Origin of the sequence: Jannaschia rubra (genome assembly GCF_001403735.1) — a bacterium.
In the GTDB taxonomy this organism is placed as follows: Bacteria; Pseudomonadota; Alphaproteobacteria; order Rhodobacterales; family Rhodobacteraceae; genus Jannaschia; species Jannaschia rubra.
The window spans coordinates 114094-136533 of sequence record NZ_CXPG01000020.1 but is presented as its reverse complement, the minus strand read 5'-3'; the positions used below and the strand labels follow the sequence as shown (position 1 = coordinate 136533).

The 22440-nt window shown below is 68.7% G+C and carries 29 protein-coding genes; 19 read left to right on the top strand and 10 right to left on the bottom strand.

The window, feature by feature from the left end:
* The first annotated feature begins 37 nt into the window (after positions 1-37).
* The 15 genes from JAN5088_RS10325 to JAN5088_RS10255 are packed head-to-tail and all read left to right on the top strand — an operon-like array spanning position 38 to position 12182.
* Positions 38-1483 (top strand): YfcC family protein, encoded by a 1446-nt coding sequence (locus tag JAN5088_RS10325; RefSeq protein ID WP_055682737.1) that lies wholly within the window; start codon positions 38-40, stop codon positions 1481-1483.
* Between the two features lie 15 nt (positions 1484-1498).
* Positions 1499-2728: an arginine deiminase gene (locus JAN5088_RS10320; RefSeq protein ID WP_055682736.1), complete on the top strand. Its 1230-nt coding sequence runs from the start codon at positions 1499-1501 to the stop codon at positions 2726-2728.
* Between the two features lie 11 nt (positions 2729-2739).
* Positions 2740-3741 (top strand): ornithine carbamoyltransferase, encoded by a 1002-nt coding sequence (gene argF, locus JAN5088_RS10315; RefSeq protein WP_055682735.1) that lies wholly within the window; start codon positions 2740-2742, stop codon positions 3739-3741.
* A 3-nt stretch (positions 3742-3744) separates the two neighbouring features.
* Positions 3745-4686 (top strand): carbamate kinase, encoded by a 942-nt coding sequence (gene arcC / locus JAN5088_RS10310; protein WP_055682734.1) that lies wholly within the window; start codon positions 3745-3747, stop codon positions 4684-4686.
* Complete coding sequence (locus tag JAN5088_RS10305) at positions 4679-5239, top strand: HdeD family acid-resistance protein (RefSeq protein ID WP_055682733.1); 561 nt, start codon at positions 4679-4681, stop codon at positions 5237-5239. The genes arcC and JAN5088_RS10305 overlap by 8 nt, the downstream gene beginning before the upstream one ends.
* On the top strand, positions 5232-6635 hold the full coding sequence (gene atpD / locus JAN5088_RS10300; RefSeq protein ID WP_055682732.1) for a F0F1 ATP synthase subunit beta: 1404 nt from the start codon (positions 5232-5234) through the stop codon (positions 6633-6635). The genes JAN5088_RS10305 and atpD overlap by 8 nt, the downstream gene beginning before the upstream one ends.
* Complete coding sequence (locus JAN5088_RS10295; RefSeq protein ID WP_055682731.1) at positions 6632-7039, top strand: ATPase; 408 nt, start codon at positions 6632-6634, stop codon at positions 7037-7039. Before atpD ends, JAN5088_RS10295 begins: the two co-directional genes overlap by 4 nt.
* Positions 7036-7320 (top strand): AtpZ/AtpI family protein, encoded by a 285-nt coding sequence (locus JAN5088_RS10290; RefSeq protein ID WP_055682730.1) that lies wholly within the window; start codon positions 7036-7038, stop codon positions 7318-7320. The genes JAN5088_RS10295 and JAN5088_RS10290 overlap by 4 nt, the downstream gene beginning before the upstream one ends.
* Entirely contained in the window at positions 7317-7622 is a 306-nt protein-coding gene (locus JAN5088_RS10285; RefSeq protein ID WP_055682729.1) for a hypothetical protein, read from the top strand. Before JAN5088_RS10290 ends, JAN5088_RS10285 begins: the two co-directional genes overlap by 4 nt.
* Complete coding sequence (locus JAN5088_RS10280; protein WP_055682728.1) at positions 7613-8305, top strand: F0F1 ATP synthase subunit A; 693 nt, start codon at positions 7613-7615, stop codon at positions 8303-8305. The genes JAN5088_RS10285 and JAN5088_RS10280 overlap by 10 nt, the downstream gene beginning before the upstream one ends.
* Complete coding sequence (locus JAN5088_RS10275; protein WP_055682727.1) at positions 8302-8592, top strand: F0F1 ATP synthase subunit C; 291 nt, start codon at positions 8302-8304, stop codon at positions 8590-8592. The genes JAN5088_RS10280 and JAN5088_RS10275 overlap by 4 nt, the downstream gene beginning before the upstream one ends.
* Before the next feature lie 3 nt (positions 8593-8595).
* A complete protein-coding gene (locus JAN5088_RS10270; RefSeq protein ID WP_055682726.1) occupies positions 8596-9345 on the top strand; it encodes a F0F1 ATP synthase subunit delta in 750 nt (249 codons plus the stop codon).
* The gene (locus tag JAN5088_RS10265) at positions 9335-10852 is read left to right on the top strand and encodes a F0F1 ATP synthase subunit alpha (protein WP_055682725.1); all 1518 of its coding nucleotides are present in this window, start codon (positions 9335-9337) and stop codon (positions 10850-10852) included. The genes JAN5088_RS10270 and JAN5088_RS10265 overlap by 11 nt, the downstream gene beginning before the upstream one ends.
* Positions 10836-11723 (top strand): F0F1 ATP synthase subunit gamma, encoded by an 888-nt coding sequence (locus tag JAN5088_RS10260; RefSeq protein ID WP_055682724.1) that lies wholly within the window; start codon positions 10836-10838, stop codon positions 11721-11723. Before JAN5088_RS10265 ends, JAN5088_RS10260 begins: the two co-directional genes overlap by 17 nt.
* A gap of 15 nt (positions 11724-11738) precedes the next feature.
* Positions 11739-12182, top strand: a complete 444-nt coding sequence (locus tag JAN5088_RS10255) for a CBS domain-containing protein (protein ID WP_055682723.1) — start codon at positions 11739-11741, stop codon at positions 12180-12182.
* Here the strand turns inward: JAN5088_RS10255 and JAN5088_RS10250 are convergent.
* From JAN5088_RS10250 to JAN5088_RS10220, 7 genes are all read right to left on the bottom strand, one after another.
* On the bottom strand, positions 12169-12897 hold the full coding sequence (locus tag JAN5088_RS10250; RefSeq protein ID WP_055682722.1) for a Crp/Fnr family transcriptional regulator: 729 nt from the start codon (positions 12895-12897) through the stop codon (positions 12169-12171). The two genes, JAN5088_RS10255 and JAN5088_RS10250, sit on opposite strands and share 14 nt — an antisense overlap.
* 103 nt (positions 12898-13000) lie before the next feature.
* The gene (gene phnE / locus JAN5088_RS10245) at positions 13001-13816 is read right to left on the bottom strand and encodes a phosphonate ABC transporter, permease protein PhnE (protein ID WP_055682721.1); all 816 of its coding nucleotides are present in this window, start codon (positions 13814-13816) and stop codon (positions 13001-13003) included.
* Complete coding sequence (gene phnE, locus JAN5088_RS10240) at positions 13817-14638, bottom strand: phosphonate ABC transporter, permease protein PhnE (RefSeq protein ID WP_055682720.1); 822 nt, start codon at positions 14636-14638, stop codon at positions 13817-13819.
* Positions 14635-15438 (bottom strand): phosphonate ABC transporter ATP-binding protein, encoded by an 804-nt coding sequence (gene phnC, locus JAN5088_RS10235; protein ID WP_055682719.1) that lies wholly within the window; start codon positions 15436-15438, stop codon positions 14635-14637. The genes phnE (JAN5088_RS10240) and phnC overlap by 4 nt, the downstream gene beginning before the upstream one ends.
* Positions 15439-15513: 75 nt before the next feature.
* Positions 15514-16485 (bottom strand): phosphate/phosphite/phosphonate ABC transporter substrate-binding protein, encoded by a 972-nt coding sequence (gene phnD / locus JAN5088_RS10230; RefSeq protein ID WP_055682718.1) that lies wholly within the window; start codon positions 16483-16485, stop codon positions 15514-15516.
* 133 nt (positions 16486-16618) lie between these two features.
* A complete protein-coding gene (locus JAN5088_RS10225) occupies positions 16619-17320 on the bottom strand; it encodes a winged helix-turn-helix domain-containing protein (RefSeq protein WP_055682717.1) in 702 nt (233 codons plus the stop codon).
* On the bottom strand, positions 17292-17570 hold the full coding sequence (locus JAN5088_RS10220; protein WP_055682716.1) for a hypothetical protein: 279 nt from the start codon (positions 17568-17570) through the stop codon (positions 17292-17294). Before JAN5088_RS10220 ends, JAN5088_RS10225 begins: the two co-directional genes overlap by 29 nt.
* Before the next feature lie 156 nt (positions 17571-17726).
* Between JAN5088_RS10220 and JAN5088_RS10215 the strand changes: the two genes are divergently transcribed.
* The 3 genes from JAN5088_RS10215 to JAN5088_RS10205 all read left to right on the top strand — a co-directional run bounded on the left by JAN5088_RS10215 (position 17727) and on the right by JAN5088_RS10205 (position 20084).
* Positions 17727-18206 (top strand): hypothetical protein, encoded by a 480-nt coding sequence (locus JAN5088_RS10215; RefSeq protein WP_055682715.1) that lies wholly within the window; start codon positions 17727-17729, stop codon positions 18204-18206.
* Positions 18207-18251: 45 nt separating this feature from the next.
* Complete coding sequence (gene rnhB, locus JAN5088_RS10210; protein WP_055682714.1) at positions 18252-18872, top strand: ribonuclease HII; 621 nt, start codon at positions 18252-18254, stop codon at positions 18870-18872.
* Between the two features lie 111 nt (positions 18873-18983).
* Positions 18984-20084 carry a site-specific DNA-methyltransferase gene (locus JAN5088_RS10205; RefSeq protein ID WP_055682713.1) on the top strand — a complete coding sequence of 367 codons (1101 nt, stop codon included), beginning with the start codon at positions 18984-18986 and terminating at the stop codon, positions 20082-20084.
* Positions 20085-20271: 187 nt separating this feature from the next.
* On the opposite strand, the gene JAN5088_RS10200 is transcribed toward JAN5088_RS10205, so the two are convergent.
* Positions 20272-20454, bottom strand: coding sequence for a hypothetical protein (locus JAN5088_RS10200; protein WP_055682712.1), 183 nt, complete (start codon positions 20452-20454; stop codon positions 20272-20274).
* A 155-nt stretch (positions 20455-20609) separates the two neighbouring features.
* A complete protein-coding gene (locus JAN5088_RS10195; RefSeq protein WP_143114631.1) occupies positions 20610-21197 on the bottom strand; it encodes a L,D-transpeptidase in 588 nt (195 codons plus the stop codon).
* 204 nt (positions 21198-21401) lie between these two features.
* Here JAN5088_RS10195 and dalA point away from each other — a divergent pair, with 204 nt between their 5' ends.
* A complete protein-coding gene (dalA, locus tag JAN5088_RS10190; protein ID WP_055683315.1) occupies positions 21402-21911 on the top strand; it encodes a divisome-associated lipoprotein DalA in 510 nt (169 codons plus the stop codon).
* A 75-nt stretch (positions 21912-21986) separates the two neighbouring features.
* Here dalA and JAN5088_RS10185 read toward each other — a convergent pair whose 3' ends face one another.
* Entirely contained in the window at positions 21987-22412 is a 426-nt protein-coding gene (locus JAN5088_RS10185) for a L,D-transpeptidase family protein (RefSeq protein WP_233489757.1), read from the bottom strand.
* Between the last annotated feature and the right edge of the window lie 28 nt (positions 22413-22440).

Below are 22440 nucleotides of genomic sequence, written 5' to 3'. Positions count from 1 at the left end.
GACCGTCGCACGCAGTCCCCGGACAGGAGGAGCAGGCATGTCTTCGCAACCCGATCCGCACCCCGACGACGAGGCCGCGCTCGCCTCGCGCTTCCCGACGGCCTACACCATCCTGTTCTTGCTGATCGCCCTGGTGGCCGCGCTGACCTGGATCGTGCCGGCGGGGCAATACGACCGCGTCATGGACGAGACGGTGGGCCGGACGGTCGCCGTCGCGGGAACCTATTCGCGGGTCGAGGCCAACCCACAGGGCATCGCGGACGTGCTGATGGCGCCCATCGCGGGATTCTACGACCCCGACAGCTATGCCGCCAACGCCATCGACGTGGCGCTGTTCGTCCTGTTCCTCGGCGGGTTCCTCGGCGTGGTGAACGCGACCGGCGCGGTGGATACCGGCATCCGTGCGGCGATGACGCGCATGAAGGGGCGGGAGATCTGGATGATCCCCATCCTCATGACGCTGTTCGCCTTGGGCGGCACCACCTACGGCATGGCCGAGGAGACGCTGGCCTTCTACGCCATCCTGATCCCGGTGATGATCGCGGCCGGATACGACGCCGTGACCGGCGTCGCGGTCATCCTGATCGGGGCGGGCGTGGGGGTGCTCGGGTCCACCATCAACCCCTTCGCCACCGTCATCGCGTCCGACGCGGCGGGCATCCCCTTCACCGACGGCATCGTGCTGCGGCTGGTGATCTTCGCGGCGACGCTGGCCATCGGCGCGCTCTATGTGATGCGCTATGCCCGGCGGGTGAAGGACGATCCGTCGCGGTCCGTCGTGGCCCATCAGGCCGCCGCGCACCGCCGCCTGTTCCTGCAGGGCGACGCCGGGGGCGGGGACGACACGCTGTCGAACACGCAGAAGATCGTCCTGGCCATCTTCGCGCTGACCTTCGCGGTGATGATCTGGGGCGTCGCCTCGCAGGACTGGTGGATGGCGCGGATGGGGGCGCTGTTCCTCGGGGCGGCGATCGTCGTCGGCATCGTCGGGCGGCTGGGCGAGAAGGGCCTGACCGGCAGCTTCGTCGACGGCGCGCGCGACCTTCTGGGCGTGGCGCTGGTCATCGGGCTGGCGCGCGGCATCGTCGTCATCATGGAGCAGGGGTTGATCGCGGATACCATCCTGCACAGCGCCGAAAGCTCGCTGGGCGGTCTGGGCGACCTTGCCTTCATCAACGTGATGTTCTGGATCGAGGTGGGGATGAGCTTCCTCGTCCCCTCCTCCTCGGGCCTCGCGGTGCTGTCGATGCCGATCCTCGCGCCGCTGGCGGACTTCGCCGGGGTGGGGCGCGATCTGGTCGTCACCGCCTATCAATCCGCCAACGGCCTCGTGAACCTCGTCAACCCGACCTTCGCCGTGGTCATCGGCGGGCTGGCCATCGGGCGAGTGTCCTACGACCGCTGGCTCGTCTTCGTCTGGCCGCTGATGCTCCTCCTCGTCGTCTTCATCTCGGCGGCGATCAGCATCGCGGCATTCTTCTGATCGAAAGGAAACATCATGGCTGATCCGAAGCTCGGCGTTCACTCCGAATCCGGCAGGCTGCGGCAGGTGATCGTCTGCCGCCCCGGCCTCGCTCATCGCCGCCTGACGCCGGACAATGCGGGCGATCTGCTGTTCGACGACGTGTTCTGGGTCAAGCAGGCGCAGAAGGATCACGATGCCTTCGCCGACGCGATGCGCGGCGAGGGGGTCGAGGTTCTGGACACGGGCACCCTGCTGGCCGAGACGCTGGACATCCCCGAAGCGCGCGCCTGGATCCTGGATCACCGCATCGCGGCGGAACACGTCGGTGTCGGGATGCGGAGCGAGCTGCGCGACTGGATGGACGATCTGCCGGGCGCGGAGCTGTCGAAATGGCTGATCGGCGGGTTGACCGTCGCCGATGTGCCGTTCGAGGCCGAAAGCATGTTCGGCGCCTATCTGGGCCACCACGGCTTCATCCTGCCGCCCCTTCCCAACTTCCTGTTCACCCGCGACAACTCCGCGTGGATCTACGGCGGCGTGACGCTCAACCCGATGTACTGGCAGGCCCGCCGCCCCGAGACGCTGCTGACGGCGGCGATCTATCGCTTCCATCCGAAGTTCGAGGGCCGGGTCGAGGTGATCTGGGGCGACCCGCTGGCGGATCACGGGCTGGCCACGCTGGAAGGCGGCGACCAGATGCCTGTGGGCAACGGCGTGGTGCTGGTCGGCATGGGCGAGCGGACCTCGCCGCAGGCGGTGGGCCTTCTGGCGCAGGCGCTGTTCGATCAGGGCCGGGCGGAGCGGGTGATCGCCTGCGAGATGCCGAAGTCGCGCGCGGCCATGCATCTCGACACCGTCTTCACTTTCTGCGGCGGCGACGTGGTGACGTCGTTCAAGGAGGTGGCGGACGAGATGACCTGCTACGACCTGCATCCGGGCGAGGGCGGCAAGCCGCTCGACATGCGCCACGACACGCGGCCCATGTTCGACGTCGTGGCCGACGCGATGGGCTTCAGGAAGCTCAACGTCGTGCCGACCGGCGGCAGCGACCCGTTCGAGCAGTCGCGCGAGCAATGGAACGACGGCAACAACGTGCTGGCCCTGCGGCCCGGCCTGGTCGTGGGCTACGACCGGAACGACGACACCAATGCCGCGTTGCGGGCCGAGGGCATCGAAGTGATCGAAATGCCGGGCGCCGAACTGGGCCGGGGACGTGGCGGCAGCCGCTGCATGTCCTGCCCCACCATCCGCGACGCCGTCTGAGGAGAGATGCAATGGCTTTCAACCTGAAGAACCGACATTTCCTGACGCTGCGAGATTTCAGCCCTGCCGAGATCGCCTTCCTGCTCAAGCTGTCGGCCGACCTGAAGGCCGCGAAATACGCGGGCACCGAGGTCGAGACGCTGCGGGGAAAGGAGATCGCGCTGATCTTCGAGAAGGACAGCACCCGCACCCGCGTGGGGTTCGAGGTTGCGGCCCACGACCAGGGCGCGACCGTGACCTATCTGGGCCCCTCGGGCACCCATATCGGCGGCAAGGAGACGGTGAAGGACACCGCCCGCGTGCTGGGCCGGGTGTACGACGCCATCGAGTACCGCGGTTTCGGGCAGGACATCGTGCAGACGCTGGCCGAATGGGCCGGCGTGCCGGTCTACAACGGCCTGACGGACGAGTTCCACCCCACGCAGATCCTGGCGGATTTCCTGACGATGCAGGAACATGGCCAGAAGCCGCTGCGCGAGGTGTCCTATTGCTTCATGGGCGATGCGGGCAACAACATGGGTGACAGCCTTCTGATCGGGGGTGCCAAGATGGGGATGGACGTCCGGCTCTGCGCGCCCGAAGCGCTCTGGCCCGTGCAGGCGATCCGCGACGAGGCCGGGAAGATCGCTGCCGAAACGGGCGCGCGGATCACGCTGACCGAAGCCGTGGACGAGGGAGTCGACGGCGTCGATTTCGTCTATACCGACGTCTGGGTCTCGATGGGCGAGAGCGCGGAGAAATGGGGCGAGCGGATCGACCTGCTGAAGCCCTATCAGGTCAATGCCGGGGTCATGGAAAAGACCGGCAACCCGCGCGCGAAGTTCATGCATTGCCTGCCCGCCTTCCACAACACCGACACCGCCGTCGGCCGCGAGATCGAGGAGAAGTTTGGCCTGACCGCGATGGAAGTGACCGAGGAGGTGTTCGAGAGCCCCGCCTCCATCGTCTTCGACCAGGCGGAAAACCGGATGCACACCATCAAGGCGGTCCTTGTCGCCACACTGGGAGGTTGAACCATGCTCGTCGTCGCAGCCCTTGGCGGGAACGCGCTTCTGCAGCGCGGCCAGCCCCTGACAGCCGAGAACCAGCGCGCCAATGCCCGCCGCGCTGCCCAATCGCTGGCCGCTATCGTGCGCGCCGGGCACCGTCTGGTCGTCACCCACGGCAACGGCCCGCAGATCGGCCTGCTGGCGTTGCAGGGCGCGGCCTACAAGCCGGACGAGGCCTATCCCCTCGACGTACTTGGGTCGCAGACCGTGGGGATGATCGGCTACATCATCGAGCAGGAGCTGGAAAACGCGCTCGACCACGACCGGCCGGTGGCGACGCTGCTGACGCAGATTCTGGTGGATGCCAAGGACCCGGCCTTCGCCAGGCCCACCAAGTTCATCGGCCCCGTCTACGACCGTGACGAGGCCCATGCCCGGGCCGAGGCGGCGGGATGGTCCATCGCGCAGGACGGCGACAAGTGGCGGCGCGTCGTCCCCTCGCCCATCCCACAGGAGATCCCCGACCTGGGCGTGCTGCGGCTGCTCCTCGATCAGGGCGTCGTGGTGATCTGCTCGGGCGGGGGCGGCATCCCGGTGCTGAGGCTTGAGGATGGCAGCCTGACCGGGATCGAGGCGGTGATCGACAAGGACGCGGCCAGTGCCTTGCTCGCGCGCGAACTGGGGGCCGATGCCCTGCTTCTGCTGACCGACGTGCCGGCGGTGATGCGCGATTTCGGCACCGACCGTCAGCGTGCCATCGGCGACATCACCCCGGAGGAGGCGATGGAACTCGACCTGCCCGACGGGTCCATGGGCCCCAAGGTCGCGGCCGCGGCGGAATTCGCCACGCGCGGCGGGATGGGCGGCATCGGTCGGCTGGACGAGGCGGCCGAGATTCTCGAAGGCCGCGCGGGAACGCGGATCGCACAGACGGCACAGACCCATTCCAAGGAGACGAAAGATGGATGAACTGATCGAAGACCTGCGCCGCGACTGGTGGCTGTTCCTCGTGCGCGGCATCGCGGCGATCCTGTTCGGGATCGCAGCCTTCGTCTGGCCCGGCCTGACGCTTGCCGTCCTTGTCATCATGTTCGGGGCCTATGTGCTGGTGGACGGCGCCTTCGGGCTTTTCTACGCGATCCGGGGCCGCAAGCAGCTGGACTACTGGTGGCTCTGGGCGATCGAGGGGGTGCTGGGCATCATCGTGGGCGTGCTGACCTTCGTCATGCCGGGCATCACTGCGCTGGTCCTGCTGATGTTCATTGCGGCCTGGGCCATCGTCGGCGGCGCGCTGCGGATCATCACCGCCTTCCGCCTGCGAAAGGAAATCCGCGGCGAATGGCTGCTGATCGCGGGCGGCGCGCTGTCCATCCTGTTCGGGGTCCTTCTGGTCGCTGTGCCGCAGGCGGGCATCCTGTCGGTGATCTGGCTCATCGGCTTCTACGCCGTCCTCTTCGGCGTATTGTTCGTCGGCCTGGCCTTCCGCCTGCGCCGGTCGGGCAGAGAGGACGTCCATGCCTGACGCGGCGCGCACCCCGGCCCCCGACGCGCCGCCCCGCGCGGACGGGCGGGTGGTCGCGGTGCGCGGCGGGATCGTCGACGCGGCCTTCCCGGGCGAAGGCCCGCGCATCGACGATCTGCTGATGGCGGGGGAGGTGCCGCTTCAGGTCATGTCCTTCGTCGACGGCGGGGCCGCGCGCTGCATCGCGCTGGCCCCCGTTCACGGGCTGGGCCTCGGCACGCCGGTCCGCAACACCGGCGGCCCTGTTGCCGTGCCCGTGGGCGAGGCGGTTCTGGGCCGGATGCTCGACGTCTTCGGCACACCGCTCGATGGCGGACCGCCCCCGGATGCGGCGGACCATCGCTCGATCCACCGCGCGCCTCCGCCGCTTTCCGACCGCGTCCTGCGCGCCAAGGTGCTGGAGACGGGCATCAAGGCCATCGACCTGCTGGCGCCCATCGAACGCGGCGGCAAGACCGGCCTGTTCGGCGGCGCGGGCGTGGGCAAGACCGTCCTGCTGAGCGAACTGATCCACAACACCGTGGAACACCACCACGGCGTCAGCCTGTTCTGCGGCATCGGCGAGCGGTCGCGCGAGGCGGAGGAGCTGTGGCGCGAGATGGGCGAAGCCGGCGTGCGCGACCGGATGGTCATGCTGTTCGGCCAGATGAACGAAAGCCCCGGCGTGAGGTTCCTGGTGGGCAAGTCGGCGCTGACCATGGCCGAATGGTTCCGCGACGACCGCGAACAGGACGTGCTGCTGCTGATCGACAACATCTTCCGCTATGTGCAGGCGGGGTCCGAAGTGTCGGGGCTGATGGGGCGGATGCCCAGCCGCGTGGGCTACCAGCCGACGCTGGCCACGGAACTCGCCACCTTGCAGGAACGCATCGCCTCGACCCGCAAGGGGGCGATCACCTCGATCCAGGCGGTCTATGTGCCCGCCGACGATTTCACCGACCCGGCGGCGGCGCATATCTTCTCGCATCTGTCGGCCTCGGTCGTGCTGTCGCGCAAGCGGGCGAGCGAGGGGCTCTATCCGGCGGTCGATCCGCTGGCGTCGTCTTCGGTCATGCTGACGCCCAACGTGGTCGGCCAGCGCCATTACGACATCGCCCGCGCGGTGCGCCGGACCCTGGCCGAATACGAGGACCTGCGCGACATCATCGCCATGCTGGGCATCGAGGAGTTGTCGGCCCACGACCGCGCCGTCGTGGCCCGCGCCCGGCGGCTGGAGCGGTTCCTGACCCAGCCCTTCGCCACCGTCACCGCGGCCACGGGGGAGGGCGGCAAGCTGGTTCCGCTGGAGGCCACGCTGGCGGGATGCGAGGCGATCCTGGGCCAGACGACGTTTCCGCGCCCGGAAAGCGACTACTACATGATCGGCGCCTTGCCCTGGACGGAGGAGGCCGCATGACCGCCTTCACCGAAATGGACGTCCGCATCGGCCTGCCCGGCACCGTCCTGTTCGACGGGCCGGCCACGCGGCTGGGCGCCGTGGCCGAGGACGGAGGCTTCGGCCTGCTGCCCAACCACATCGACTGGGTGACGGCGCTGGTGCCATCGGTCCTGACGCTGACGCAGCCCGGCGGGACCGAGCGGGTTTTCGGCATGGACGAGGGCGTGCTGGTCAAGACCGGCGACCGCGTCCGCATCGCAGTGCGCCGGGGCGTCGAGGGGGCCGACCTGCGGAGCCTGCAGGCCACGGTGGACGCCTTCTTCGACGCCGTGGAGGACGAGGAGCGCGTCGCCCGCGCCGCCCTGTCTCGGCTGGAGGCGGACATGGTCCGCCGCTTCGCGGGCCTGAGGGGGCAGCCATGAAAGGCAGACGCGACAGGCACGCCGACCGCATCGGCCGCGACGCGACCCGCAAGCAGGCGGCGCGCGACGATCCCGGCCCCAGCCCCCTGCGCGGCATCGGCGCCTTCGGCGTCATCGGCTGGTCGGTCGCGGTGCCGACGGTGGGCGGCGCGTTCCTGGGGCTCTGGCTCGACCGGACCTGGCCGCAGGCTTTTCAATGGACCATCGCCATGATCCTCGGCGGCCTCGTCGTCGGCGCGCTGATCGCCTGGGCCTGGATCGACAGGGAGGGGCGGGGATGACGGGCGGGATCGACTGGACCCTGTTCGCGATGGGGGCCCTGGCCGGGGCGGCGGCTGCCGCGGCCTTTTTCGGGGGGCTGGCGCTCGGGGTGCGGATGGCGCTGCGGCGCCGTCGGCCCCTGGCCGTCCTGCTGCCCAGTGCCGCCATTCGCATCGCGCTGCTTCTGACCTTCGGCTGGTGGGTCGCGGGACACGGCGCCGTCGCGCTGGCGGGCTTCGCGCTGGCGTTCATGGTCCTGCGCGTCGCCCTGCTGGCGACGGTGCGCGCCGGCACCGGCGGGGAGGCGAAGCCATGGAACTGACGCCCGACGACACCATCGTCTTCACCGTCCTCGGGTTCGGCGTGAACGCCACCATCGTCTTCACCTGGGTCGTCATGGCGCTGCTGACGGCGGCCGCGGCCTTCATCACCCGGAACCTGCGCGCCGACGTGCCGCCCGACCGCTGGCGTACCGTGCTGGAGGCAACGGTCCTGACCATCCAGTCCCAGATCGACGAGATCAGCGCCCGGCCCGACCGGCGGCTTCTGTATTTCGCGGGGACGCTGTTCCTGTTCATCCTGACATCCAACGTGCTGGCCATCGTGCCGGGGTGGCGCGCGCCCACGGCGTCGCTGTCCACGACGGTGGGGCTGGCGCTCGCCGTGCTGGCGGCCGTGCCGCTGTTCGGGATCGGCAGCCGGGGCCTGGGCGGCTATCTTCGCAGCTACGCCGAGCCCAACATCATCATGCTGCCCTTCAACCTGATCGGGGAAGTGTCGCGCGGCGTCTCGCTCGCCATCCGCCTCTACGGCAACGTCATGAGCGGGGCGGTCATCGCCGCGATCCTGCTGGGCGTTGCGCCCTTCTTCTTTCCCGTGGTGATGGACATGCTCGGCCTGCTGACCGGCGCGATCCAGGCCTACATCTTCGCCATCCTGGCCACCGTCTACATCTCGTCGGCGACGGCCGTGCCCCCGCCCGACGCTTCGAAGGAGACCCCATGACCGATCTCGCCATCATCGCCGCCATCTCGATCTTCACCGCCGGGCTGACCGTCGCCATCGGGGCCATCGGGCCGGCCCTGGGCGAAGGGCGCGCCGCGTCGAGCGCGCTCGGCGCCATCGCGCAGCAGCCGGACGCCGCCTCGACCCTGTCGCGGACGCTGTTCGTCAGCCTCGCCATGATCGAATCCACCGCGATCTACTGCTTCGTCGTCGCCATGATCCTGATCTTCGCCAATCCGTTCTGGGATGCGGCGCTGGATGCGGCGGCGCAGGCGGCGGGCGGCTGAGCCATGTCCATCGACTGGATCACCGTGGCCGCCCAGATCGTCAACTTCCTGGTGCTGGTCTGGCTGCTGAAGCGGTTCCTCTATCGACCGATCCTCGACGGGATCGACGCGCGCGAACGGGCCATCGCCGATCGCATGGGCGAGGCCGCGCGCATCCGCGAAGCGGCCAAGGCGTCGGAGGCGAGGCATATGGCGGAGATCGCCCGCCTGCGCGAAGGGCGCGAGGGCGTCATGGCCGAGGTGCGCGCGGAGGCGGAGGCCGAGCGCGACGCGCTGCTCTCCGAGACGCGCGCGCGCCTGGCCCGTGAGCGGGAGGCGCGCGACGCAGAGCGCGCGGAGGAGGTGCGGCGCCACACGGCCGACCTGCAACGCAGGGGCGCCGAAGCCATCGTCGCGCTGACCCGCAAGGCGCTGGCCGACCTGGCCGATCAATCGCTGGAGGCGCGGATCGTGGCGCGTGCCCTGCCCCGGGTGATCGACCGGACGGGCGATCTGGCCTCGGCGGCCGGCGACAGCCGGGAGGCCGTGGTCACGACCCGCGAGGACCTGCCCGCGGACGTGCGGCGCGACGTCGAAACCCGGCTGTCCGACGCCCTTCCGGATGTCGCCATCACATTCCGCACCGATCCCGCGCAGTCGCCCGGCCTGATCCTGCGGCTGGGCGGCGCACAGCTCGGATGGACGGTGGAGGGCTATCTCGACGGATTGGAGCGGATGCTCGACGGGAGAGGAGGGGCCGCCGATGCCGCATGACGGACACGCCCTCGACCTGCTCGACGCCCTGCTGTCCGCTCCCCCGCCCGAGCCGGAGCTGAGCGAGGTCGGCCATGTGGTCGAGGTGGGCGACGGCATCGCCATCGTGGCGGGGCTGGCCCGCGCGCTGACCGACGAGATGCTCGATTTCGGCAGTGGCCTCTCGGGCATCGTCTTCGACCTGGAGCCCGACCGGCTGGGCGTCGTCCTTCTGGGGCCGACAGCGTCGGTCGTGCCCGGCGCGGACGTGCGACGGACGGGCCGGGTGGTGAGCGTGCCGGTGGGCGCGGCACTTCTGGGCCGGGTGGTCGACGCGCTCGGCCGGCCGCGCGACGGTGGGGACGCGCCCGCCGACCTGCCCCTGCGCCCCATCGAGACGGAAGCGCCCGGCATCCTCGACCGCGCGCCGGTGGCGCGGCCGCTGGCCACCGGCCTCAAGGCGGTGGATGCGGCGGTCCCCGTGGGCAAGGGGCAGCGGGAGCTCATCATCGGCGACCGCCAGACCGGCAAGACCTCCATCGCCATCGATACCATCCTGAACCAGAAGGACACGGGCGTCCTCTGTGTCTATTGCGCCATCGGCCAGCGCGGCGATGCGGTGGCCAAGGCCGTGGGCGCCATCCGCGACGGGGGCATGGCGGAGGGCACCATCGTGGTGACGGCGGGCGACGAGGAGGCGCCCGGCCTGTCCTGGGTCGCGCCCTATGCCGCCATGGCCATGGCCGAGGCGCTGGCGGCGGGCGCGCGCGACGTGCTGATCGTGTTCGACGACCTGACGCATCACGCCCATTCCTACCGGGAGCTGTCGCTGCTGCTGCGCCGCCCGCCGGGGCGCGAGGCCTTTCCCGGCGACATCTTCTATGTCCACGCGCGGCTTCTGGAGCGGGCGGGGCAGTTCGGCCCCGGCGCGGGCGGCGGGTCGATCACCGCGCTGCCCGTGGTCGAGACGCAGGCCGAGAACCTGTCGGCCTACATCCCCACCAACCTCATCTCGATCACCGACGGGCAGATCTACCTCTCGCCCCGCCTGGTGCGCCGCAACCAGTTTCCCGCGGTCGATCTGGGCGTTTCGGTCAGCCGGGTGGGCGGCAAGGCGCAGGCCCGTGCCTTCCGCGACGTGGCGGGCAACCTGCGCGTGACCCTGTCGCAGTTCGAGGAGCTGGAGGAGTTCGCGCGCTTCGGCACGCGGCTCGACGAGGGAACCCGCAAGCGGCTGAGCCGGGGTGCCGCCGTCCGCGCGGCCCTGCGCCAGCCCGAGCGCGCGCCCATGCCCGCGGACGAACAGCTGGCCGTCCTGCTGGCGGCGATGGAGGGGCTGCTCGACGGTCTGGACGAGGGAGCCGCCATGGCCGCGATGGAGGCGATCCGGACGGCGGTGCGCGGCGCCGGCGACGCGACGCGCGACCTGATCGCCTCGGGTCGGCCGCTCGCCCCGGAGGATCGCGGCCGCATCCTGGATCTGGCCCGACAGGCGCTGGCGGAGGCTGGCCATGGCACAGACGCTTGAACGCCTGACGCAGCGGACCGAGACGATGCAGGGCATCCGAAGCATCGTGCGGACGATGAAGACGATGTCCGCGATCAACGCGGCCCCCTACGAGCAGGCGGCGCGGGCCATCGACGACTGGCGGGAGACGGTGCTGGACGGGCTGCAGGCCTTCCTTCACCGCAACGGCCCGCTGGCGCAGGAGGTGCCCCGTCGCACCCGGCGGGTGCTGATCGTCATGGGGTCCGACCATGGGCTTTGCGGCAACTACAACGAACTCGTCGCGGCCGAAGCGGCGCGTCATGCGGACGGCGAGCCGGCCGTGCTCTGCGTCGGCGCGCAGATGGAGGATGCGCTGCGGGGCGAAGGCCTGGTGCCTGACGCGACCCTGCTGCCGCCCGCCAATGCCGACGGGCTGAACCGGCTCGCGGGCGACCTGGTCCTGCGGATCGAGGAGCTGCGCGGCCGTACCCTGCCTGACGGGATCGCCGTCACGCTGGTCTATACCCAGCGGGGCGAACACGGCCGGCAGGCGCCGGTGTCGCAGGTCCTGTTGCCGGTCGATGCGGGGCTGCTGGCCGGTCTGGCGCGGCGGCCCCGCCCCTCCCCCAGCCTGCCGGACTTTTCGATGCCCGCGCCCGACCTTCTGGCGGCGCTGATCCGCAACCTTCTGTTCGCCACGTTGTTTCGCGCGGCGGCCGAGGCGCTGGTGACCGAGAACGCCGCGCGGCTTGCCCGCATGCAGCAGGCCGAGCGGTCGGTCGATGAACGGCTGGAGGATCTGCGCGCCGAGACGCGCACCGTGCGCCAGTCCGAGATCACGACCGAGCTTCTCGACGTGATCGTGGGGTTCGAGGCGCTCAAGCGTCGCCCACGGCGCCCGGATCCCTGAGACGAGGAGGATGCGATGCGTGTGGGGAAGATCATGCAGGCCGACGTCTCGACCGTCGGACCCCGGACGTCTGTCCGGGCGGCGGCGGCGCTGATGAAGGATCGCGGCGTGGGTCTTCTGCCGGTCTGCACCGGGGGAAGGCCGCTCGGCGTCGTGACCGACCGCGACCTCATGATGCGGATGCTGCCCGACCTTCGCCACGACAACGACCTGCCGGTGCGCGCGGTGATGACGCGGGGCGTGCTGACCTGCGGGCCCGACGACGACATCGTCGCCGCCGCCCGCATCATGGGCGACGCGCAGGTCCGCAGGCTGGTGGTCTGCGACGCGGAGGGGCGGGTCTGCGGGATCCTGTCGCTGGGCGACATCGCGCGGGACGCGAGCGAGGAGCTCGCGGGCCAGGCCCTGGGCGAGATCGTGGAGGATCGCGGAAGGACGGGCCTGGTCAGACGCGGCTGAGCAGAATCTGGGTGCGAAGCATCTCGAGGTCGATATCCGCGATGTCGCAAAGCGCGGTCATGTCGGTGAGCGCGATCGAATGGGCGTCGGGATGCGCGATGAGGCCAGCGCGCTCGAACCGCCGCAGCGTCCGGCAGACATGCACGTTCGTCAGGCCGGTGAATTCGCCCAGCTTCTCCTGCGTCATCGGAAAGTCGAACGTCGCGCCACGGGTGCGACCCAGGGCCTCGAGACGCATGTGCAGCTCCAGCAGGGCATAGGCGATCCGGCTTGCCGCGCTGCTTCGGCCCAGACGCAGCAGAAGCTCCGACGTGCGGGCCTGGATGACCAGGATCGACGCGGCCATCGCCTCGCGCAGGCGGGCGCGGGAGTCGCCGGGCCCGTTCGCCTGGGCGGGTCGGATCACGGCGTATTCGATGTCGCTCAGCGCCTCGACCGAGCAGGCGGCGACGGCGACGAGCCGCGTGCCCACCATGGCGAAATCGCCGGGCAGCATCACGTCGATTATCTGCCTGTCGCCCGTCGCCAGGGTCTTGGACAGGGCCAGCCAACCGTCCACCAGAAGCAGCGCATGATCCGCGGCATCGCCCTCATGCGTCAGGATCGTGCCGCGCGTCGCGCGCAGGAGCCGCAGGCCACCGTCGTCGACAAGCGACTCGACCAGCCCCGCGTGGACACGACCGAAAGGCAGTGCAAGGTCCGTCCGGATATCCATCGCCCGTCCCCCAATGCTCGGATTGTCCTATCCTACATAGGGGGCGCGGGCGCCTCCGGAAGGTGCGGAGGCTGCAACCCCGAATTGCAGCGGAAGCGCGCCTTCAGATGATGGCGGCGCGCACCTTGGCCGAGACCCATTCCGAGAGGACGACGGCGAACAGGATCACGAGCAGGATCAGCGACACCTGCGGCCAGGCCAGCGTGTTGAGCGAGGCCTGAAGCTGCAACCCGATGCCCCCCGCCCCCACAAGCCCCAGCACGGTCGATTCGCGGATGTTGATGTCCCAGCGGAACACCGCGATGCCCGCGAAGGCGGGGGCGATCTGCGGCACGATGCCGTAGGCCATCACCTGCCACCGCGAGGCGCCGGTGGCGGTGATCGCCTCGACCTGCGTGGCACTGATCTCCTCGATCGCCTCGTAGAGGAGCTTGGCGCAGAAACCGATCGACCGGATGGCGATGGCGATGACGCCCGCGAAGACGCCCGGCCCGATGATCGCGATGAGCAGAAGCGCCCAGATCAGCGAGTTGATCGACCGCGTCGACACGATGATCAGAAGGGCGATGGGCCGCACGATCAACGCCGAGGGCGTGGTGTTGCGGGCGGCAAGGAAGGCCACGGGAACCGCCAGGATCAGCGCGATGATCGTGCCCAGCGTGGCGATATTCAGCGTGTCCCAGATCGGCCACCAGAGGTTGTCGATATAGGACCAGCGCGGCGGCAGGGCGCGGCCCAGGATGTCGCCCGCGATGCGGGGCGCGTCGCGCACGAAGAACCACGTCGTCGCCTCGGAGATGCGCGACCAGCACCACAGGAAGGCCGCCAGCCCCAGCAGCCAGCCGAACCAGCGTGCCATCGCCTGTCCGCGCGTCCGACGGCGCCAGATGGGACCCTCGGGTGTCTCGATAACCGGCATCTACTGCACCCTCGCCCGGACGATGCCCGAGATGTATTCCAGCGCCATGACCACGGCGATGATGATGATCAGGATCGCCGCAGCCGTGTCGTATTCGTAGCGATCGAAGGCGGTATTGAGCGTGGCGCCGATGCCGCCCGCGCCCACCAGCCCCAGGATGGCGCTTTCGCGGAAGTTGATGTCCACGCGGTAGATCGACAGGCCGATCAGGCGCGGCATCACCTGCGGCTGCACGCCGTAGTTGATCCACTGCGCCCAGCGCGACCCGGTGGCGCGCACCGCCTCGCCCTGGGCACGGCTCATGGATTCGATGTCCTCGGCCAGCAGCTTCGACAAAAAGCCGATGGTCGCGAACGACAGCGTCAGGAACCCCGCCAGAGGGCCGAAGCCGAAGATCGCCACCAGCAGGATCGCCACGATGATCTCCTGCAGGGCGCGGCTGACGGCGATGATGCCGCGACAGATCATGTAGACCGGCAGGGGCGCGATGTTGCGTGCGGCGCCGAGCGCGATGGGGATCGAGATCAGGATGCCCACGACCGAGGCCGCGACGGTCATCACCACGCTTTCCAGCATCCCCGCCCAGATGTCCGACCCGCGTGACGTGAAGTCGGGCGAGGTGAAGGCCATCACGAAGGCACCCCCCCGGTCGAGGCCTTCGTAGACGCGCGACCAGTTGACCTCGATGGTGGCGAAGGCCGCGATCAGGTAGGCCACGAACCCGAGTCCGATGGCCCAGCGCAGCCACCTGCGCCGGATCATCGGGGGCTTGCGCCATTTGCGCCCCAGAAGGCTGTCGATCTCGGTATCGGCGGCGGTCATGCGACGGCCTCCGGGTCCAGGGTGTCCTCCTCGTCCTCGACCTTGTCGATGGTGGCCACCCAGTCCTCCTCGCCGTAGATCGTGGTCAGGACATCGGGGGTCAGCGCATCGGGCGGCCCGTCGAATTCGACCGCGCCCGCGCGCAGGCCGATGACGCGGGCCACGAACATCTGGGCGAGCGCGACGTCGTGGATGTTGATGATCGCGGCGAGGCCCCGCTCGGCGCAGAGCTCGCAGATGAGGCGCATGATCTGGCGGCTGGTCTTGGGGTCGAGCGAGGCGGTGGGCTCGTCCACCAGCAGAAGCGCGGGGTCCTGGATCAGCGCGCGGCAGATGCCGACCCGCTGCCGCTGGCCGCCCGACAGCTCATCCGCCCGCTTGTCGGCCATGTGGACGAGGCCCACCCGGTCGAGCAGGCGGAACGCCTCATCCACGTCCTTCTGCGGGAAGCGCCGCGTGAGGCTGCGCCAGAAGCCGACATAGCCCAGCCGCCCCGACAGCACGTTCTCCATCACCGTCAGCCGTTCGACCAGCGCGTATTCCTGGAAGATCATGCCCATGCGGCGGCGTTCGCGGCGCAGCGCGCCGGCGCCGAGTTCCGTCAGTTCGGTATCGCCCAGCCAGACCTTGCCCGACGTGGGCTCGACCAATCGGTTGATGCAGCGGATCAGCGTGGACTTGCCCGCGCCCGACGGCCCGATCAGCGCCACGACCTGCCCCTGCGGGATCTCCAGCTCGACGGCCTTGAGCGCCTGATCCCCGGTCTTGTAGGTCTTCGTCAGCTTGTCGAGCCGCAGCATGTCGTCCCCAGTCCTGCAATGGTCGCGCGCGGCGCACCCCCGATCGGGGCCGCCGCGCGCATTTTCCGGTGTTGTCTACTGGCAGGAATAGCTGACGTCGTTGGCCGCGTCGATCTTGCGGATGACGTCCCAGTATCCCTTGTAGTCGATGGGGATGAACTGCGCCTCGCCGTTCTTCTCGAACTCCTCCTGAAGGGAGGTGCCGTCCCACTCGAAGCTGAAGAAGGCGTCGCGGATGCTTTCCTGCAGCTCGGGCGTCAGGTTGTAGACGGTGCCGTAGCCCGTGGTCGGGAAGGTCTGCGAGGTATAGAGGCTGACGATCCGGTCGGACGGCACGACGTCCCGCTCGATCATGCGCTGCATGACCGAATTGGCGACCGCCGCGGCCGGATAGTCGCCGTTCGCCACGCCGAGCACCGAGTTGTCGTGCTTGCCCGAGAAGACCGGCTCGTAATCCTCGCCCGAGACCATGTCGAAATCGGCCTTCAGGATGGCCGATGGCGCCTTGAAGCCCGAGTTCGACGTCTCGGCGGTAAAGGCCATCTTGTTGCCGCGGATGCCCTCGACGTCGGAGATGCCCGAGTCGGGGTGGGTGATGATCTCCATCTCGTAGCCGAAGCTGCCGTCCTCGGAAGCCATGATCGTGAAGGGCTTGAACCCCGCGCAGTTGACCGCAAGCGGGTTCGACCCGGTGTTGAAGCCCGCGATGTGCAGCCGGCCCGACCGCATCGCCTCGATCTGGGCGGCGTTGTTCTGGACGGGGAAGAACACGACCTCCTTGCCGGTCTTCTCGGACAGGTAGTCGAGGAAGTCGGACCAGGCGGTTGCATAGACGGCCGGATCCTCGACCGGGGTATAGGCGAAGATCAGGGTTTCGGGGTCGAGCAGCTCCGCCTCGTCGTCGGGCGTATCGGCCAGCAGGTCGCCGTCGGCGTCGCAGTAGCGCGCATCGAGCGCCCCGCGTTCGCAATCCTGCGCCATCGCGGGGCCCGCGGCGAGCGCCAGGGCGGCCAGCGCCGCGGCGCCCATCAGTTCGGTTCTGGTCATCGGTTCTTTCCTCCCGTTGCGGGCGCGGCCCCTCGCCCCGCCCTGTCGTCCGTGGCGGCGTTCTGCACCGCGCATGTAACGCATTGATGACGAACCGGACCGCCAAGTCCAGTCCGGGGACGTCCGCCCCACCCTACATCATGCGGATGACCTTGGGGTCGAGCGCGAGCACATAGCCCTGTCGCGTGATGTTGCGGATCAGCAGATGGGTCACGATCTGATTGCCCAGCGCGTCGCGCAGACGCTTGATCCGGGTGGCGCCCGCGGCCTCGTCGCAGTCGGGTTCGGGCTTGCCCGTGATGACCGATTCGATCTGCGCGCCGGTCAGCATCTCGCCGTCGAGCCGCGCTTCGGCCAGAACGGCCAGCGTCTCCATCGCGGCGTCCGTGAGCTTGAGTTCGATGTCGTTGAGCATCACCGCGTTCTCGGCCCGGGCGAGGATCAGCGACGTGACCTGGATGCCCGACCGCTCGATCTCGCCCATGCGGCGGTTGAGTGTGACAATGGCCAGAAGCAGCACCACGCAGGCGATGAGAAGCGCGGTGGCGAAGACCAGAAGCACGAAGATGATGACGCGGTAGCTGGCCAGCACGTCGCTGAAGGCGGTGCCCGACTGGGCCAGCACTTCCAGAAGGCCGATCTCGGCACGGGTGGTCAGGTCGCTTTCCACGAACAGCCGCTCGACCCGTGCGTTGAAGGCGTTGGCATTGGGCAGCGTGGCGAACAGGAAGACGGCCGCCGCGAGCAGGATCAGGACGATGGCCGCGATGCCCAGACCCACCACGCGGGTCGACGCGGCGCGCGTCTCAGTAACGGAGGAAGTAGTCGCCGGCACTGGCTCTCCTGTCGTCGAGGCCTTCGGGACCGAAGACCCCCATGACCTGCAACAACTGCCAGCCGTCGTCCAGCCGCGCGCGCAATTCCGCCGCGGCCCCGTCGAGCGTACATGCGGCGTCCGGCACCTCAATCACTCCATAGTGCAGCCGCAACGGGTCGTCCTGCTTGGCCTTGTAGTCGGCGTAGCAGGCCGCCTGCGCGGGCGCGGCGAGCATGACGAGGAGGACAAGGGGGATGAGGCGGGCCATGGCATCTTGATGCGCGATGCCGCCGATCCAGGCAATGACCGATCGGTTGCTATCGCATGACAGGCCACCGTCATTGACCGTCCGGGGCGTCCGGCCCGATTGACCGTGCAACACCCGGGGCCACACATGGGGGTCCACCCGGAAAGGAGAAGTTCGATGTTCCGTCCCATCCTCGCCGCGTTCCTGGCGCTGGCGCTCTGCATGCCCCTCGCCACGGGTCCGGCCCATGCCGACAAGCGCGACGTGGTCAAGATCATCGGCGGCCTCGCCGCGATCTATCTCCTCAAGGAGGCCATCGACCGGAACCGCGAGCGCGACAACGACCGCGCCGCCGTCGCCCGCGCCCGGCCTCCGGCGGCTGCGCTGTCGCCCGCGCGGTCGCCCCGGCCGTCCCGGTCGCCACAGATGCCCGACGCGCTGGCCCTGCCGGAGCGCTGCCATGTGACCTATCGCACGGATCAGGGCATCGTCGCGGGCTATGGCGCGCGCTGCATGCAGAACGCCGTCGCCCGCCCCGGCCTCCTGCCGCCGCAATGTCTTGTCCCCCTGGCCACGGACCAGGGGTCCCGCAACGTCTATTCCCCGCGCTGCCTTCGCAGCGAGGGCTGGACCTCCCGCACCGCAGCACAGCGTTGATGCCACCGCATTGACGCCCCGCCGGGAGGGGGGCAGGGTCGCGCCATGACGGCCCTGCCCCCGGATCTTTTCCACGAAACCGCCGCCCGCAATGCCGGCGCTGCGCGCATCTTCGGCCTGGACGAAGTGGGCCGCGGGCCCTGGGCCGGCCCCGTCGTCGCCTGCGCGGCCCGGCTGACCGGCCCGGCCCCCGAGGGCCTGACCGACAGCAAGAAGATGTCGCCGAAACGCCGTGCGGCCATGGCCCCCCTTCTGCGGGCCTGCTGCGAGTTCGCCTTCGGCGAGGCCAGCGTCGCCGAGATCGACGCGCTCAATATCCGGCGAGCCACGCATCTGGCGATGCAGCGGGCCGTCGCGGGCCTGCGACTGCTGCCCGATCACCTTCTGATCGACGGAAACGATTGCCCGCCCTGGGTCGATTGTCCACGAACCCTGATTGTGGGGGGCGACGGCCTGTCATTGTCGATCGCGGCGGCATCGGTTCTGGCGAAAACACGGCGGGATCAAGGCATGGTTGCCCTCGCGCAACAATATCCGGGCTACGGCTGGGAGACGAACGTCGGCTATGGCGTCAGGTCACACCGCGACGCCTTGGAACGACAGGGCGTGACACAACATCACCGGCGATCCTTCCGTCCGATCCGCAACATGTTGTGCCGACCCTGATGCCTTAATTCCGCCCCAGTCGGCCGGTGGACGTCCGATGGGGTTCCCGCCATCCTCACCTCACAAAAGGCGACCCCGGCAAATGAGGGCGCCATTTCGAGGCGACAGACAATGGCAAGACCTGACCCGGAAGCCCGCGTGCTTCCGCTCGACACGATCATGTCGGGCGACTGCGTGGCGGCGATGAACGCGCTGCCCGAAAACTCCGTGGACCTGATCTTCGCGGACCCGCCCTACAACCTGCAGCTCCGGGGCGACCTGCACCGGCCCGACAACAGCAAGGTCGATGCCGTCGACGACCATTGGGACCAGTTCGAGAGCCTGAAGGCCTATGATGCCTTCACCCGGCGGTGGCTGGAAGCCGCACGCCGGGTGCTGAAGCCCGACGGCGCGATCTGGGTGATCGGCAGCTATCACAACATCTTCCGCGTCGGCACGGCGCTTCAGGACCAGGGGTTCTGGCTGCTCAACGACGTGGTCTGGCGCAAGACGAACCCGATGCCCAACTTCCGCGGCAAGCGGCTGACCAATGCGCATGAGACGATGATCTGGGCGTCGAAGTCCGAGACGTCGAGATACACCTTCAACTACGAGGCGATGAAGGCCCTGAACGAAGGGGTGCAGATGCGCTCCGACTGGACCTTCCCGATCTGCACCGGGCACGAGAGGCTCAAGAACGCACGGGGCGAGAAGGCCCATCCGACGCAGAAGCCCGAGGCGCTGCTGCACCGTCTGCTGGTCGCCACGACGAACCCGGGCGACGTGGTGCTCGATCCCTTTTTCGGCACGGGCACGACGGGGGCGGTGGCCACCATGCTCGGCCGGCACTTCATCGGGATCGAGCGCGAGGAGGAATACCGCCAGCTCGCCGCCGAACGCATCGCCCGCATCCGCACCCTGCCCGCCGCCGCGCTGGAGACGACGACTTCGAAGCGCGCCGAGCCGCGGGTGCCCTTCGGCCAGCTCGTCGAGCGCGGCATGCTGCGTCCGGGCGAGGAGCTTCAGTCGGGCAACGGCCGCCACCGCGCCAAGATCCGCGCCGACGGCAGCCTGACGGGCGACGGCATCAAAGGGTCGATCCATCAGGTCGGTGCCGCCTACGAAGGCGCGCCCAGTTGCAACGGCTGGACCTACTGGCACTTCAAGCGCGAGGGGAAATCGGTTCCGATCGACACCCTGCGCCAGCAGATTCGCGACGAAATGGCGAACTGATCCCATCATCACGGTTACCGCCTGCGCCCGCTGTCCAATGTCCGGCGGGTGCAACTGACCCCTGTTCCCCTTCGCGGGTTCGGGGGTCTCTTTTTTTCCTCACCTCGACGGCATGCAAAAAGGGCGCCTTCGAAGAAGACGCCCGTTCCGTCGGGCCGGAGGCCCGAAAAACCGTCTGGTCCGTGGATCAGTCCGAAGCAGCCACGGCGGCCAGCAGGATGATCGCCAGGATCGGAACGACGATGCCGGTCGAGGAGGACGAGGTGTCCTCCACGATCACGACGGGCTCGACCGGAGCCGGGGCGATGTTGCCGGCGAAGGCGGTGGTGGCGGTGGCCGAAAGGACGGCGGCGAGAGCGAGTTTCTTCATAAGTCAGTATCCTCCAAGATACGCCATCGATGAGGCGACAGTTGCCACATCATATGGCACCCAAGACTGTACCTCGTGCCCTTTCGTTAAGCAGCAGCGCCAGGCCTATGCAACGCGCAGCGCGGCGCCGGGGCAACGCTTTCGCCGCCCTTTCGTCAAATAAGCAACACCTGCGTACCAACCTTGGTCATCGCGAAGACCTCGGCGATATGCTGATTGTAGAGGCCGATGCACCCCGACGACGACCGCCGCCCGATCTTGCGATTGTCGTGCGTTCCGTGGATCCGGTAATAGGTCCACGACAGGTAGAGCGCATGCGTCCCCAGCGGATTGTCGGGGCCGGGGCCCACGACGGCGGGCCATTCCGGATTGCGGCGGCGCATGTTGGGCGTCGGCCGCCAGGTCGGACCCACGACCTTCTGCACCACGCGGGTGCGGCCCTTGCGCGTCATTTCCTCCGACTGTGGAACGGACGACGGATAGATGTGGTGAGCGCCGGATTCTTCCCACATGTGAAGGGCGCGGCTGTCGATATCGACCAGGATGGCGCCGTTCCTGAGCGACTTGAAATGGTTCTGCCAGTCCTGCGCATGGAAGCTGGCGGTGTTGCGCTTGGTGGTCGACGAAAGCTCCCCCTCGACCTGGACGGTGTCCGGCAGGGCACGGGCGACGGCGGGCAGGGCGAGCGACGAGACGGCCGCGGTGCCGGCGGCAAGGAATGCGCGGCGGGCGAGAAGTGGCATCCGAAATACTCCTGTCGGGGGCCCGGGAATCATCGGGCCGGATCATTGGGACGTGGCAATCGAGCATGAGCTATCATGTCATTACGTAAATCAAACACGCTCCGGCACGCAAAGTTTCGCCGAAACCGTCTGCGACGGGATATTTGCGTCCGGCCCCGCTCCGATATACTCCGCCCTTGAAAGACGAAGGATCTGGGGATGCCGATGAACCGCCGCACTGCATTGACGATGCTCGCCTCGACCGCGCTGGCGGCCTGTACGCCGCCGCCGCCCGCGATCGGGCCGGACGGGAAGCCGCTGCCGAAGCTCTATCGCATCTCCAGCGCGGAGGGGCGTCAGCTTCCGTTCCGTGCGCTCGACGCCGTGAACGCACTGCGGCAGGGGGCCGGGGTCGCGCCGCTCGCACTGGATTCGAAGCTGTCGGCGGCGGCCGAGACCCATGCGCGGGACATGTCGCTGCAGAACCGCCCATGGCACTTCGGCTCCGACGGGTCGTCGCCTATCGACCGGGCCCGCCGCGTGGGCTTCGACGGCCGTCTCCTGGGCGAGACGATCTCGGAGACCTACGAGACCGAACTCGAAACCGTCGCCGCCTGGCTGGAGGAACCCGGCCCGCGGCGTGTCCTGCTCGACCCGAATGCGCGGCGGATGGGGTTCGGGTACTTCCAGGAACCCAACGGCAAGATCTGGTACGCGCTCGACGTCGGCACCTGACCCGTTGCCTGCGCCGGACGGATCACGGGGCCATGCGGCCCCGTTCTTCCGTCCGGCGTTCCGCGTTCCGGTTCGTCAGGCGTAGATGTCCACCGGCGTGCCGTTTCGGACCATCGCGTAGACGTGGCGCATCTCGCGGTTGGTGATGGCCACGCAGCCGGCCGTCCAATCCTGCCTGCGGACCCGTTTCTTGTCGCCCCAGCCATGGATGAAGATGTCGCCGCCCGGCTTGCGGCCCATCTGGGCGGCATACGCACGGTCGCGGTCGTTGGGATAGTCGATGCCCACCGACAGGAAGAACTGGGAATCGGGATTGCGGCGATCGATGTGGTAGCGGCCTTCGGGAGTCTTGCCGTCCCCTTCGAACTGCTTGTGGCCTGCGGCGGTGAAGCCCAACTGCACCTCATGGGCCTTGAGCACCGTGTTCCCGTTGAACAGGAACATCCGCCGCTCCGTCTTCTGGATGACGACGCGGGTGACGTCCGGTCCCTTATAGGTCATGAATTTGCCCCCACAGCCTGCAAGGAGG

Bases quoted from the DNA above. Each gene is read 5' to 3' on its own strand.
- JAN5088_RS10325 (WP_055682737.1), top strand. From the start codon at position 38: ATGTCTTCGCAACCCGATCCGCACCCCGACGACGAGGCCGCGCTCGCC.
- JAN5088_RS10320 (WP_055682736.1), top strand. From the start codon at position 1,499: ATGGCTGATCCGAAGCTCGGCGTTCACTCCGAATCCGGCAGGCTGCGG.
- argF (WP_055682735.1), top strand. From the start codon at position 2,740: ATGGCTTTCAACCTGAAGAACCGACATTTCCTGACGCTGCGAGATTTC.
- arcC (WP_055682734.1), top strand. From the start codon at position 3,745: ATGCTCGTCGTCGCAGCCCTTGGCGGGAACGCGCTTCTGCAGCGCGGC.
- JAN5088_RS10305 (WP_055682733.1), top strand. From the start codon at position 4,679: ATGGATGAACTGATCGAAGACCTGCGCCGCGACTGGTGGCTGTTCCTC.
- atpD (WP_055682732.1), top strand. From the start codon at position 5,232: ATGCCTGACGCGGCGCGCACCCCGGCCCCCGACGCGCCGCCCCGCGCG.
- JAN5088_RS10295 (WP_055682731.1), top strand. From the start codon at position 6,632: ATGACCGCCTTCACCGAAATGGACGTCCGCATCGGCCTGCCCGGCACC.
- JAN5088_RS10290 (WP_055682730.1), top strand. From the start codon at position 7,036: ATGAAAGGCAGACGCGACAGGCACGCCGACCGCATCGGCCGCGACGCG.
- JAN5088_RS10285 (WP_055682729.1), top strand. From the start codon at position 7,317: ATGACGGGCGGGATCGACTGGACCCTGTTCGCGATGGGGGCCCTGGCC.
- JAN5088_RS10280 (WP_055682728.1), top strand. From the start codon at position 7,613: ATGGAACTGACGCCCGACGACACCATCGTCTTCACCGTCCTCGGGTTC.
- JAN5088_RS10275 (WP_055682727.1), top strand. From the start codon at position 8,302: ATGACCGATCTCGCCATCATCGCCGCCATCTCGATCTTCACCGCCGGG.
- JAN5088_RS10270 (WP_055682726.1), top strand. From the start codon at position 8,596: ATGTCCATCGACTGGATCACCGTGGCCGCCCAGATCGTCAACTTCCTG.
- JAN5088_RS10265 (WP_055682725.1), top strand. From the start codon at position 9,335: ATGCCGCATGACGGACACGCCCTCGACCTGCTCGACGCCCTGCTGTCC.
- JAN5088_RS10260 (WP_055682724.1), top strand. From the start codon at position 10,836: ATGGCACAGACGCTTGAACGCCTGACGCAGCGGACCGAGACGATGCAG.
- JAN5088_RS10255 (WP_055682723.1), top strand. From the start codon at position 11,739: ATGCGTGTGGGGAAGATCATGCAGGCCGACGTCTCGACCGTCGGACCC.
- JAN5088_RS10250 (WP_055682722.1), bottom strand. From the start codon at position 12,897: ATGGATATCCGGACGGACCTTGCACTGCCTTTCGGTCGTGTCCACGCG.
- phnE (WP_055682721.1), bottom strand. From the start codon at position 13,816: ATGCCGGTTATCGAGACACCCGAGGGTCCCATCTGGCGCCGTCGGACG.
- phnE (WP_055682720.1), bottom strand. From the start codon at position 14,638: ATGACCGCCGCCGATACCGAGATCGACAGCCTTCTGGGGCGCAAATGG.
- phnC (WP_055682719.1), bottom strand. From the start codon at position 15,438: ATGCTGCGGCTCGACAAGCTGACGAAGACCTACAAGACCGGGGATCAG.
- phnD (WP_055682718.1), bottom strand. From the start codon at position 16,485: ATGACCAGAACCGAACTGATGGGCGCCGCGGCGCTGGCCGCCCTGGCG.
- JAN5088_RS10220 (WP_055682716.1), bottom strand. From the start codon at position 17,570: ATGGCCCGCCTCATCCCCCTTGTCCTCCTCGTCATGCTCGCCGCGCCC.
- JAN5088_RS10215 (WP_055682715.1), top strand. From the start codon at position 17,727: ATGTTCCGTCCCATCCTCGCCGCGTTCCTGGCGCTGGCGCTCTGCATG.
- rnhB (WP_055682714.1), top strand. From the start codon at position 18,252: ATGACGGCCCTGCCCCCGGATCTTTTCCACGAAACCGCCGCCCGCAAT.
- JAN5088_RS10205 (WP_055682713.1), top strand. From the start codon at position 18,984: ATGGCAAGACCTGACCCGGAAGCCCGCGTGCTTCCGCTCGACACGATC.
- JAN5088_RS10200 (WP_055682712.1), bottom strand. From the start codon at position 20,454: ATGAAGAAACTCGCTCTCGCCGCCGTCCTTTCGGCCACCGCCACCACC.
- JAN5088_RS10195 (WP_143114631.1), bottom strand. From the start codon at position 21,197: ATGCCACTTCTCGCCCGCCGCGCATTCCTTGCCGCCGGCACCGCGGCC.
- dalA (WP_055683315.1), top strand. From the start codon at position 21,402: ATGAACCGCCGCACTGCATTGACGATGCTCGCCTCGACCGCGCTGGCG.
- JAN5088_RS10185 (WP_233489757.1), bottom strand. From the start codon at position 22,412: ATGACCTATAAGGGACCGGACGTCACCCGCGTCGTCATCCAGAAGACG.